The sequence below is a fragment of the Paenibacillus puldeungensis genome (assembly GCF_042678945.1).
Lineage (GTDB): Bacteria > Bacillota > Bacilli > Paenibacillales > Paenibacillaceae > Fontibacillus > Fontibacillus puldeungensis.
The window spans coordinates 355,524-367,713 of the sequence record NZ_JBHTLM010000002.1; the positions used below are offsets into that span (position 1 = coordinate 355,524).

Here is a 12,190-nt window from a genome sequence, read left to right on the forward strand (position 1 = left end):
TACTATGTTTTATCCAAAAATTTAATTATGATTTCAATGGAAGTTACAAATGTGAGCTTAAGTAATCTTCTTATATTCATTAGGAGTCAAACCGACCATACGCTTAAAAAGCTTGTTGAAATAGGCAGGATCGGGGTACCCGACGGTGCGGCCGATCTCGTGGATTTTGAGTTCGTTCGACGCTCGCAGCAAGTGTTTGGCTTTCTTAATCCGAAACTCGATCAGGTAGTCAGTAATCGTCATTCCAGTTTCCTGCTTGAACAGCTTACTTAAGTAGCTTGGCGTCAAATACACCAGGTTAGCCAGATAGGTTAATTCTGCAGGCTGATCATAGTGATCGGCGATCCAGCGTTTTACCGTTTCTACCGATTTGCCGGCCAGCGCCAAGCGCCCTGTTCTAATCCGATCCAGGATTCCGATAAATTCCCCGATAAATTTTCGCTGAATTTCACGAAAGCTAAGGCAGCTTGCGAGTGCTGCTTCGAGGTCATTTCCAAGTACAGGACTGCATGCTTTTCCCCATTCGTGCAGCTCGGCCGAAGCGGTCTCGATGATGAGACGGCATAGTAAAGCAAATGATTCTAACGGGATTTTTTGTTTCAAAACTTGATCAAAGATGCCCTCCAGGCACGTTTTTGTCTGCGGTATGCTCAATATTTGCAGCGCATTGACCAAATCATCCCGGTAAGCAGCAAACAATTCAGTGGTGTCTGACCGGGTACCTGGTTCGCGGATATCGAGGATATGGCTGTATCCCCATAGCTCAGGCAAGTAAATTCCAAATTCGCATGCTCGTTTCGCCTCAGCATATGCCTGATTTAGGAGGTCAGGCTCATGATAGCATGGGCTGGAACCAACTAGAATTCGTCCGAGGGGACATACTGCTTGAATTTCCTTGGCGAGGCCCCGAATTTCACCGTCACCAGGCTCTTTAGAAAAATAACATACTAAAGCAAGTCCTGCCTCGCCAGTATCCACCAGATCCCAATTGCGAGAGGAGGTACAATGTTCAAAATGCCGTATACTGTTTTGCAGCCCGTCAAGATCACTGCTTTTGAAGACGAAGACGTTAAAATAAGCCCCGGGCAGCGATAACCGCGGAAGCTTGGTGCAAAGCCCGGGCGAGCATTTTATGTAAGAGAGCAGCAGCCCCTGCCGGATATGCTGTTCTTTGTTTTGTAACGCTGTTTTTTCCTCATCCAACGTATAGAGCAAATGGAACAACTGCTTTTTATTGATCGGCTTCAGCAGGTAGTCAACAGCAGAATAACGGAGTGCTTGCCGGGCATATTCAAAATCGGTGAACCCGCTCATCATGATGCAGCGGATTTCCGGACGACAGCTTTTTACTTGCTTGATTAATTCCAGCCCATCTAGGACAGGCATCCTGATATCGGTGATAATCACATCGATCTCTTCTTCGTTCATGAAATCGAGAATCTGCTGACCATTGGCAAATAAGCCAGCCACGACAAATCGCCAGCTTTCTTTGCCGATGATTTTGCCGAGTCCTTCGCGGATCGAAGCTTCATCGTCAACAATCACGATTCGCAGCATTAGCTTCCCTCCTTAACACATGGTTGATTTCAACGCTCGACTTAGATCGGACCGTGTTACTTCCTTGACGCATCTACGCCGAGCAGGCCGGTAATTTTTAAAGTGACGGTGGTTCCTAGTCCCGGTTTGCTGTTGACGGTAAGCAGTGAGCTGGGACCGTAATGAAGCTTGATCCGCTCATAAACATTGCGGAGCCCGATTCCGAATTTATCCGCCTTTCCATCCCTCAAGCTGTGATTTAGAGAGAGCAGACGCTCCCCGGTCATACCCACCCCGTCATCGTGTATGGCAAAGAGGACATCGCTGCGGTCAGTCCATCCCTTAATCGTGATCGTGCCGGTGCCATCCCGCTTTTCCAGTCCATGAAAAACAGCGTTTTCGACAATTGGCTGGAACACCAGCTTGGTGATCGGCAGCGAATAAAGGTGATCCGGAATATCTAACCGAAACGCAAACTTATCCGGGAAACGGATCTGCAGAAGGAACAAATAATTACGAACATGCTCGATTTCTTGACCTACCGTGACGCTTTCGTCGGCGCTCCGGGTAATACTATAGCGAAGCAACTGACCTAGCAGGTAAGTAAGCTCGGCAACCTGGTCGTCGTCATTCAGTTCTGCAAGCATCCGGATCGATTCAAGCGTATTGTAAATAAAATGCGGATTAATCTGATTTTGCAGTGCCAGCATATCGGCTTGTTGTTTACTTTTTTCGGTTTCATGCACCTCGTCCAGTAGATCCCTGACGCGTCTGACCATTCGATTAAAGTGGCTGCCTAGCATGCCAATTTCGTCGTTGTATTTTACGTTTACCCATACATCAAGATTGCCGCGCTGCACCTGTTTCATTAACTGAACGGTCCGTTTGAGGGGCTTCGTAAGTGCATAGGACAAAAGAATAGCAACCATAAGAGCGAATGAAATGATGGATAAGGTGGTGATGATTAGCGCATTCCGGTTCTGCTTCATAGGCGCTAGCAGCTCGGTTATCGGCATGTAGACCAAGGTCTTCCACCCAGTCTGCTCTGACACCGTGTAGACGGCAATATACGGCTTGCCATCCATTTCGAGCTGGAAGCTGCCGCGTGGTTTCGCAGCCTTGCCCAGCAGGAGCCTTTGACTCAAATCCTCCCCAAGCTTTGCAGGGTTGCTGTTGTAGACGACCTTCCCATATTCGTCCACGATAAAGGCGTCTCCATGAGTAACGGCATTCAGGGGATTTATAATCCCCTCGAACAGCCGAGTATCGACATCGATCGCGATGATACCGATATCCTTTAGCGAGCTGGTGGATTGAACGGATCGGATGACGGTAAATACTTGGCGAGTTTCGTTTTCATTGACACGAATTGGATGGGTTCCGACAAGAGCCGGAGCTGTGCCGTATTTTCTAGCTAGCTGTTTCCAACCCTCCAGTCTAGTTTCCGGGTACAGCGCGTTTATTCCAGGTTTTCGACTAAAAAATACTGCATCGTAGCGGTCCACCAGATAGGCGGACAAAATTTCTTCTTTCGTATTGTTTAAGTACAACAGAAAGATGTCGATCGTCGTTCGTTTATCCCAGTCAGCTCCCCGCTGATCCAAATACTTCTGCACATCCTTGTTGTAAAGCGGAAGGATCGTATACCGTTTTAAATCCGCAATATAGCGATCCACTTTGTCCATGGCGTTATCCGTCATTTGATTGGCGGCTGCGGTGGTGCTGCTCTGAACCAAAGAAAAGCTGGATCTGTAAGAAATGAAGCTAACATAGGTGATCGGCAGAGAAATAAGGAAAATAAAGATGATCACCAGTTTCTTCTGCATGGACAAGTTGGCAAAGCACAGCCAGACTTTTCGAGTCAGATTGCTTATCATTTTACCGCACCGGTGGTAACACCTTCAAAAATATATTTTTGCAGGAGGAAATACAGCACCACGGTCGGGAGGAGGATGAGCAAAATTGCCGCACTGATCAGGTTCCAATCCGCTATGTTGACACCTTGAAACCGCATCAACACCGTTGTGACAACACCCAGGCTTTGCTTGGGCATATATAAATACGGCGTGTACATATCGTTATAAATGCTAATTGTCTTTAAAATAATTAACGTGGCCGTCGCCGGTGTCAGCAGCGGGAAAATGATCGAGCGATAAATTCGGAACAGCGAGGCTCCTTCCACCATCGCATTCTCGTCGAGATCGACCGGAATGTTGCGTATAAACTGCAAATAAAGAATGATTTGAATGACATCCGCTCCAATATACAAAATGATCGGGGCGCCAAGCGTGTTGTATAAGCCCAGTGACTTGATAATTCCGAAGGTAGCGACCTGGGTCGTAATGCCGGGAATGACGGTAGCGAACAGATAAAGGCCGAAAACGGCTTTTTTTAGTTTGAAAGAAAACCTTCCAAGCACGTAAGCGACCATCGTTCCGAACAAAATGTTAAAGAAGAGGGAAACGCAAATGATGATCAGCGTATTGCCGAATCCGCTTAACAGCCCGCCTCGCTCAAATACGACCCGGAAATTGTCAAAGTTAAGGAAGCTCTTCGGAAGCGCCATCGTGCTGGCCGTATTAAACTCATCGCCGGATTTGAAAGAGTTAACGATAACGATATATGGAGGGAACAAAACAACAAAAACTCCAATCAGCAGGGTGATGTATTTTAACACGTCGAGCAAGGCGAATTTGCTTCGTTTCATTTGGTGTCTCCTCCTCTGCTAAGAACAAACTGCTGAAGCGCCACGACCGCGATGACGAACAGCAGCAGGATAATGCTCATCGCCGAAGCCAGACCGTAATGATTGTAGGCAAAGGCAGTTTCTACTACACGCTGTACGTAAGTTTGGCTTGCTCCAGCCGGGCCGCCTTTCGTCAAAACAAAAGGAAGGTCGAACACTTCCAGGGCGCCGGTAACGGTAAGGAACAGGTTTAACTGAATGACCGACTTCATGTTCGGCAGTGTAATCCGCCAAAACGTCTGCATTGCACCGGCCCCGTCGATTTTAGCGGCTTCGTAAATATCCCGGGGGATGGCCTGCAGAGATGCAATATAAATCACCATGTTGTACCCCATGAAACGCCAAAGGCCTGTCGAGGCCAGGGAATAGTTGACGAGGCCTTCGGTTCCGAGCCAGCTCGTTTCGCCCAGCCCGGTCAGCCCGAGGCTTTGCAAAAATAAGTTCAGCGAGCCTTGGGTGGTGTCGAACACGTAGCCAAACATGAAAGCGACGGCGACGCCGTTCATGATATAGGGGAGAAACAGCAGCAGGCGAAACGCGTTTCTGCCCCGCAGCCTGCCGTTTAAGATGACGGCAAAATAAATGGCGACGATATTTTGAATAATACCCATAATGAAATAAGCGAAGTTGTGGGCAAATACGCCGAAGATGTCGGGGTTTGAGAACACCTCTTTATAATTACTTAACCCGACCCACGGTTTTTCTGGGCTGTATCCGTCCCAATCGGTGAAGCTGAACATCACCAGCTTTACTGCGGGGTAGTAGGTGAAGAGTAAGAGTAGGGTAAGCGGAATTAACAAAAATGAGACGATGATGATATTTTTTTGCGATTTGTAGGATAGGGTTCCAAACATCTACGTTCCCTTCTTTCCGTCGGCTTATGTGGAAAGCCAAATGGATTATCGCTGAAACCGACAATCCATTTGGCACTGTTTTTCTCTTGTTATCTACTTGAATTTTGAAGTCGCCGGGTCAATAGCCCAACTCCTGCTTGGCTTTCGCCCACGCTTTATTCCATTTATCAAGAACGGCCTGCGGATCTTTCGCCAGCACAAATTCTTGGGCAATCGCCGGCAGGTCGATTTGCGCTTTATTAGAAATTTCGATCACTTTCGGATCATCGGGCATACCTTCTTGCAGTTCTACACCGGTGGCCTGAAAGTCAGCCAGTTGCGTCAGCTTCGATTCCCGGCCCTTCAGCGGGGAAATGAACCCGGCGAAGTCCTCGTATCCGGAATCCTCCAGCATCCATTTCAGAAAGGCCTTTGTTGCCTCCAGGTTTTTGCTGTTTTTGTTAACCGCATAGAAAAAGTCAGGGTTGAATGCAGCTCTAAGCTCTCCCGAATTGTCGAAAGGAAGCGGGAAGAAGCCGATGTTATCGGATTTGGCCCCAACGCCGATCACCTGGTTGATCACCCAGTTGCCAAGGAAATACATGCCCATTTTGCCGTTTGCCACATCTTTTTTGGACTGCTCCCAGTTCGTCGAATTGATGTCTTTTTCTAAATACCCTTTATCGGCTAGTTCTTTGATCAAGCTCATTGCCTTGCCGTAACCGTTATCCATCGTAAACGGGGCTTCCATATTGATTCGTGAATTCGGAAAATCCCGGTTGTTTTCAATCACTCTAGGCATGTCATAAACCCAGCTGCCCAGAGGCCATTTGTCTTTGAAGTTGGAGGCAAGGGGAATGACGCCGTTTTGCTTCAGTTTTTCGCAGGCCGCTAAAAACTCGTCCCAAGTTTTTGGGATTTCCGTTATTCCGGCATCGGCAAAGGCTTTTTTGTTGTAAACGATTCCAGAAGTAGAGTTGCCAGTCGTTATCCCATAGAGCTTGCCGTCATAAGCTTTAAAATCTTTGAAGGTAATTTCTGAGCTAAGGCCCAGGTCGTCCAGCGGCGCAAAGTATTTGGGCAAATCTGAGTTAGGAATGTCAGGAATGAACATCAGGTCCGGAAGCTCACCACTGGCCATACGAACCTTGGCCTGCTGATTATAGTCCGTTTGGCTCGCTTCAAATTCGATCTTGATGTCCGGGTACTTTTCATTGAAACGTTTGACGTACTCGTCGTATTCTTTGCCAATCATGTCGGTACGGTTGGTGAGGAAGGTTACTTTGCCGCTGAGTGGTTTGGCTTCGTTACCGGTTTTGCCTTGCTCTTTCCCCGAGTTGGCCGTGTTTTTGGCATTATCTGCGCTGTTGTCGGTGCCGTTTCCTCCGCCGCAGCCTGACAGCACACCGGTTAAAGCAAAGACGAGCATAAAAGGAATTAAAAAGTGCTTTTTCAATTTCATCGCTCCTTATTCAAAATAATGTCAGCGCTTACAAACTTATTGTAACTGTTTGTTATAATAATGAAAATGTACTGTGTTATTATTAATTGTCTTCATTTTGCTTGTTTTAACGAGCGAGATACGGCGTATATATGATTTGAGTCTAAAAGCAGTGTAAATAGGTAAATTTATTTTAATAACTAAAACTAACAAAGCACTAACAAAATCATTGAAAATTAGTTATAATGAGTCATATCTTACATTCCTAATGGAGGGCTTTATGAACAACTATCAATATATGTTGAGCGATTGGAGCTTTAAAGCGTGTGACGAGGAAACGTGGCTGCCGGCACATGTGCCAGGGACAGTGCACACCGATTTGCTGGCCAACGGCATTATTTCAGATCCTTTTTACGGAACGAATGAAGAGAAGCTGCAGTGGATTGATAAAAAGGATTGGGAGTACCGGGCGAGCTTCGAGCTTGATCCTGCTTGGGAGACGCTGGCGCATGTTGACATCGTCTTTGACGGGCTAGACACCTATGCGGATGTATCCATTAATGGCGTGCACGCCTTGTCGGCCGATAATATGTTTCGCCGCTGGCGAGCGGACATAAAGCCCTTGCTGCACAAAGGCATGAATACGATCGTCGTTCGGTTCCGCTCTCCGATCGCCGAGGATTTACCGAAGCTGGAGAAGCTCGGCTACGCGCTTCCCGCATCAAATGATCAGTCGGAGCTCGGCGGGATGGGAGAACAAAGAGTTAGCATTTTTGCCCGTAAAGCCCCTTACCATTACGGCTGGGACTGGGGACCGCGTTTTGTAACGAGCGGCATTTGGCGTGAGGCTCGGATCGAGGGCTGGTCAGGACCTGCCATGACCGACTTGTTCATTCGCCAGGACCAGGTGACAGCGGAAGCGGCAAAGCTGACCGCCCTTGTATCCATCGACTCGACCGAAGGCTGGGAGGGCGTGCTTCGCGTGTCCACGGATGAGTTGGTATGGGAGAAAAAGATCTCCTTGCAGCCTGGCGTGCAGGAAGTTGAATTGGAGCTGTTCATGCAAAATCCCCGGCTTTGGTGGTGCCGCGGGCTCGGTGAGCCATCGCTGTACCATTTCCGCGCGGAACTTGTGGAGCCGGCGCAGAATCGGACTGTAGCGGAAAGATCGGTAAGAACAGGGCTGCGTCAAATTAAGCTAGTTCGTGAAAAAGACGAAGCCGGCGCGTCCTTTCGCTTTGAGCTAAATGGAGTTCCTGTGTTTGCCAAAGGCGCCAACCATATCCCGAACGACAGCTTTGTAACGGAAGTAACGCATGAGCGCTACCGGCATGAGATCGCCACGGCTGCGGAATGCGGTATGAACATGCTTCGCGTTTGGGGCGGCGGCATTTACGAGGCCGATATTTTTTACGAGCTGTGCGATGAATATGGACTTCTGGTATGGCAGGACTTTATGTTTGCCTGCAGTATGTATCCGGGGGACGAGGCGTTTCTAAGCAATATCGCTCTGGAAGCCGAGGACAATATTAAGCGTCTGCGGAACCATCCATGTCTCGCTTTATGGTGTGGGAACAACGAGATCGACTCGGCCTGGGCCCACTACGTGAAAGCGGGCTGGGGCTGGAAGGAGAAATATGACTCAGACCAGCGCGAGCGCATTTGGGCTGATTACGAAGCCATATTCCATGACGTTTTACCAAAGGCGGTGGAACGGTTCGCGGGTGGGATTGATTACTGGCCTTCCTCACCGCTGCGGGAATTGACAGGGGATGCGAATCAGCACGCTCATCAGTTGTCCGGGGAAGGGGACATTCACTACTGGGGCGTTTGGCATGCCGTGGAGCCGTTTGCGAATTATCATACGCATATCGGACGGTTTATGAGCGAATACGGGTTTCAATCCTTTCCAGAGCTGGACTCTGTCTTAAAGTATGCACCAGAAACCGAGCTCGCGCTGGAATCCGACATTATGCTCGCCCATCAGAAGAACGGACGGGGCAATCAGCTAATAAAGGAATACATGGACATGTATTTGCCTACGCCAAAAGATTTTAAATCGTTCCTATATATGAGCCAGGTGCTGCAGGCTCAGGCGATTCAAACGGCGATCGAGGCTCACCGCGTTCATAAGCCATATTGCATGGGGACGCTTTACTGGCAAATGAACGATTGCTGGCCGGTAGCTTCCTGGGCCGGAATGGATTATTACGGACGCTGGAAGGCACTGCAGTATGTAGTCCGCAGAAGCTTCCGCGACTTGATGTTAACGGTTCAAGAGTCCAAGGATGGAGAGATCGCAGTTTCGGTGGTATCTGATTTGCGGCACGATACTCAAGGGGTGCTCCGGTTATCGCTCTATGATATCCATGGAGGACTGCTAGCGGAAAAAACCTACTCGGTGCATGCCTTTGCCGATTCCGTTAGTCATGTATGCACACTTCACTTTGAGGATTTGCTCGAAGGGCGAGATCCGGCTGGGGTCGTGTTGAACGCAGGACTGGAGCTGAACGGGGAGACGGTGGACAGTAAGCCGTACTATTTCGTACCGGCTAAGGATCTCGCACTGCCAAAGGCGAAGATTGCTGTCCGGGAGGTTCCAGGTTCTCAGGGAACCGCCTTCGAACTGAAAAGCGATGTGCTGGTACGCCAAGTATGGATTTCCGCGGAGCATGAAGGCATCTTTTCCGACAATTTCTTCGATTTGCTGCCCGGTGTTCCGATGATGGTAGAATTTAGACAACGCGGCGGGAGCACAAGCAGTGAGGCCTTTGTTTCAGGGGTTCCTGGCAAGCTGCAGGTGCGGTCAATGGTCGATTTTATCATGGATTAGACTCTGGATTTTACCGTGCTATAATATACAGATAGAAAACCGTGGTTTTCGTAAAAACGGGGCAACACTCCAGGGAAAAGAGATGGGGAAACATACTTACTTCCAGACACTACAAATTCATTGAAACCTTTATACTAATTTTTGCAAAGTTGCTGCTGTTAAGGTTTTTCTTTTATGGCGGACTTCATGTCAGAGGTCTCCCTGGCGAGGTTCTGTCCGTACTGGCGCTGTTATGCTTGGTGGAGCTGATTACGCCATCCAAAGGAAAGTCGGCCGTTTATTGGGTATTCAACTTCCTGTTATCATTCACGCTGTTCGCCGCAACGGTCTATTACGCTTATTTTGGAACGGTACCTACCTATGCGGTGCTTAGCGGTTTAAACCAGGTGCCGGAAGTGAAGGCTAGCGTCGGGGCATTGTTACAACCTCAGCAGTTCTTATATTTTGTCGATTTATTTATACTGGCTATTATCGCGATCGTTCGGTCCGTCAATCGGAGACGCCGCGGAGGTTTCAGCTCCGGCTATAGCATCAATGTCCGTTCAGTAAGAGAGTTGAGCTTTCGCTCACGACGTCCGCGCGGTGGACTGTTCTGGAAGGTAGGCGTTTCCTTTGTGATGATCGTCAGCCTGCTGCTCTCCGGGATATACATCCATTCGGGCAAAGGAATTGACAACGAGCTGGTCAGAGCTGAAAGCGTCGGCTTCCTGAATTTTCAGGTGGATGCCGCTCTACGCAACCAAGAAGCGGAACAGAAGATTGCGGAAGGGGATCTCAAAGAGACAATCGCCAAAATCAAGCAGCTGGAGCAAAGCTATCCATATCGTACGAGTGGGCAGGCGAGTAAGGCTGAATATTTTGGAGCGGCAAAAGGAAAGAATCTCATCATTGTTCAAATGGAGTCTTTTCAAAACTTTCCGATTAATCAGAAGTTGAACGGTCAGGAAATTACGCCTGTTCTAAACGGGCTTGCCAAGGAAGGATTCTACTTCCCGCACGTGTTCCAGCAGATTGGTCCAGGAAATACCTCGGATGCCGAGTTTATGTCTAATACGTCGATTTACCCTACGGCCGAGATCGCCATGTCGACGGGCTACGGCGACCGCGAGCTGCCAAGCTTGCCTCGTCTGCTGCAAAAAAAGGGTTATGAAGCAAATACGTTTCACATTAACAAGGTAACCTTCTGGGATCGCAACAAGCTGTATCCGGCACTCAATTTCGATAAATATTATGATAAGCCATACTACACAAACGATCATTTTAATGATTTTGGTGCGTCCGATGAGGAAATGTACCGAGTTGGGATTGAAAAACTGACGGAGATCAAGGCGCAAAACAAGCCGTTTTACGCGCAGTTCGTTACCACATCGAGCCACTCCCCGTTTGTCGTCCCGAAGGACCGGCGGCATATCACTATCCCGGCTGATCTGGAGGGGACGACGTTAGGCAACTATATCGCTGCGATCAACTATACGGATTATGCAATCGGTACTTTGATCGATCGGCTGAAGCAAGCGGGAATGTGGGACAATACGATGCTCGTATTTTACGGGGATCATTTTGGAATACAGCCGGATGCGGTAAGTCCTGAGGAAATCACAGACAAAGTGGGTGTTCCTTACGACGACCGGATCAGCCGCTTCAATATTCCGTTAATCATGCATATTCCAGGCGGGAAATCCGGTCAAGTTGTAGAGCGCACCGGTGGTCAGGTAGACATTTTGCCAACGATCGCCAATTTGCTTGGGGTATCGCTTGAGGATGAGGGCTTTACGGCAATGGGACACGATTTACTAAATGTCGATCGTAACGTGATGGGGATGCGGTATTATTTGCCGACCGGGTCGTTCTTTAACGATGAAGTGATGTTCGTTCCGGGCAAAGGGTTCGACGATGGTACGGCGGTCTCGCTGAAGACGCTCCAGCCTGTAACCGACATCTCCGCATATCGCACGGATTATGATTACGTTCTGAAGCTGATGAAGCTGTCGGATGAGTATGTGAAGCTGCTCCCCAAACGGGGACAGTAACTAATCAAAACAGGAAAGAATCAAAAACGGACCGGGCATTTCGCTCTGGTCCGTTTTCTATGAGTTATGCTATTCTTCGATAAATGGTTATTCCTCGGTCATCACAACAGTAACGATTTGCACACAAAAAAACCTGGCGGTGATTTCCGCCAGGTTTTCTCTTAACTATAAGTTCAACTGGTTATCGCAGCATACCTGGTATGTACGCTGTTTGCGATCAACTCCGGCAGCTCCCTGACCTGTTCCTCATAGGCTTCTTGAGATAAGCTCCCCTGCAGGACACGCTGCATTAGCAGTTCCTTCATCTGGTCAACCTGAAGATCGATTACGCGATCTGCATCCTGCTCATGAGATTCAGCGATATCCGCCAGCGATTGTCCCTCAAGCAGCGCTTCATACACTTCTTGATCCGAGGACATGCCAAGCAGGCTGTTAAGCTCATCCCGCGGGTTTTCGGTTTTGTCAGGGCTGCTGAAGCTGGTCGGCTTGGATGGATTTGCAGCGTAAGCCAAGCTGGACAAATAACCGGACAAACTTGGACTTAGTGTAATCACAAACGCCATCGTGCCAACAATGATAACCTGTTTTATTTTCATAGTGTAATATCCTCTCCGAATGGGTTGTTGTTCATTGGGGTTAAAGTTGCCTGTCTTAAAATAATACGAATGAGAAGGAAATGAAGTTTCAAATGAGAATAGATTCCCTTTTACTCATTTTTGGTAAATTTTTTTCAATAAGCCGCCTAGGGAGAGAAACTTTTGCCAGTATTAG

At 48.4% G+C, this 12,190-nt stretch carries 8 protein-coding genes; 2 read left to right on the forward strand and 6 right to left on the reverse strand.

The window, feature by feature from the left end:
- Positions 1–57 precede the first annotated feature (57 nt).
- From ACFQ3W_RS04230 to ACFQ3W_RS04250, 5 genes are all read right to left on the reverse strand, one after another.
- Complete coding sequence (locus tag ACFQ3W_RS04230) at positions 58–1,557, reverse strand: response regulator (protein ID WP_379316935.1); 1,500 nt, start codon at positions 1,555–1,557, stop codon at positions 58–60.
- A 56-nt stretch (positions 1,558–1,613) separates the two neighbouring features.
- Positions 1,614–3,362 carry a cache domain-containing sensor histidine kinase gene (locus ACFQ3W_RS04235; RefSeq protein WP_379316937.1) on the reverse strand — a complete coding sequence of 583 codons (1,749 nt, stop codon included), beginning with the start codon at positions 3,360–3,362 and terminating at the stop codon, positions 1,614–1,616.
- Positions 3,363–3,409: 47 nt separating this feature from the next.
- A complete protein-coding gene (locus ACFQ3W_RS04240; protein ID WP_379316939.1) occupies positions 3,410–4,243 on the reverse strand; it encodes a carbohydrate ABC transporter permease in 834 nt (277 codons plus the stop codon).
- The gene (locus ACFQ3W_RS04245) at positions 4,240–5,136 is read right to left on the reverse strand and encodes a carbohydrate ABC transporter permease (protein ID WP_379316941.1); all 897 of its coding nucleotides are present in this window, start codon (positions 5,134–5,136) and stop codon (positions 4,240–4,242) included. The genes ACFQ3W_RS04240 and ACFQ3W_RS04245 overlap by 4 nt, the downstream gene beginning before the upstream one ends.
- Positions 5,137–5,254: 118 nt before the next feature.
- Positions 5,255–6,577 (reverse strand): ABC transporter substrate-binding protein, encoded by a 1,323-nt coding sequence (locus ACFQ3W_RS04250; RefSeq protein ID WP_379316943.1) that lies wholly within the window; start codon positions 6,575–6,577, stop codon positions 5,255–5,257.
- Between the two features lie 259 nt (positions 6,578–6,836).
- Here ACFQ3W_RS04250 and ACFQ3W_RS04255 point away from each other — a divergent pair, with 259 nt between their 5' ends.
- Both ACFQ3W_RS04255 and ACFQ3W_RS04260 read left to right on the forward strand, forming a co-directional pair.
- Positions 6,837–9,389 (forward strand): glycoside hydrolase family 2 protein, encoded by a 2,553-nt coding sequence (locus tag ACFQ3W_RS04255; RefSeq protein WP_379316945.1) that lies wholly within the window; start codon positions 6,837–6,839, stop codon positions 9,387–9,389.
- 149 nt (positions 9,390–9,538) lie between these two features.
- Positions 9,539–11,419: an LTA synthase family protein gene (locus ACFQ3W_RS04260; protein WP_379316947.1), complete on the forward strand. Its 1,881-nt coding sequence runs from the start codon at positions 9,539–9,541 to the stop codon at positions 11,417–11,419.
- Positions 11,420–11,592: 173 nt separating this feature from the next.
- Here the strand turns inward: ACFQ3W_RS04260 and ACFQ3W_RS04265 are convergent, their stop codons facing one another.
- Positions 11,593–12,015 carry a hypothetical protein gene (locus ACFQ3W_RS04265; protein ID WP_379316949.1) on the reverse strand — a complete coding sequence of 141 codons (423 nt, stop codon included), beginning with the start codon at positions 12,013–12,015 and terminating at the stop codon, positions 11,593–11,595.
- Positions 12,016–12,190: the final 175 nt, after the last annotated feature.

Bases quoted from the DNA above. Each gene is read 5' to 3' on its own strand.
- ACFQ3W_RS04230 (WP_379316935.1), bottom strand. From the start codon at position 1,557: ATGCTGCGAATCGTGATTGTTGACGATGAAGCTTCGATCCGCGAAGGA.
- ACFQ3W_RS04250 (WP_379316943.1), bottom strand. From the start codon at position 6,577: ATGAAATTGAAAAAGCACTTTTTAATTCCTTTTATGCTCGTCTTTGCT.
- ACFQ3W_RS04235 (WP_379316937.1), bottom strand. From the start codon at position 3,362: ATGCAGAAGAAACTGGTGATCATCTTTATTTTCCTTATTTCTCTGCCG.
- ACFQ3W_RS04265 (WP_379316949.1), bottom strand. From the start codon at position 12,015: ATGAAAATAAAACAGGTTATCATTGTTGGCACGATGGCGTTTGTGATT.
- ACFQ3W_RS04245 (WP_379316941.1), bottom strand. From the start codon at position 5,136: ATGTTTGGAACCCTATCCTACAAATCGCAAAAAAATATCATCATCGTC.
- ACFQ3W_RS04255 (WP_379316945.1), top strand. From the start codon at position 6,837: ATGAACAACTATCAATATATGTTGAGCGATTGGAGCTTTAAAGCGTGT.
- ACFQ3W_RS04240 (WP_379316939.1), bottom strand. From the start codon at position 4,243: ATGAAACGAAGCAAATTCGCCTTGCTCGACGTGTTAAAATACATCACC.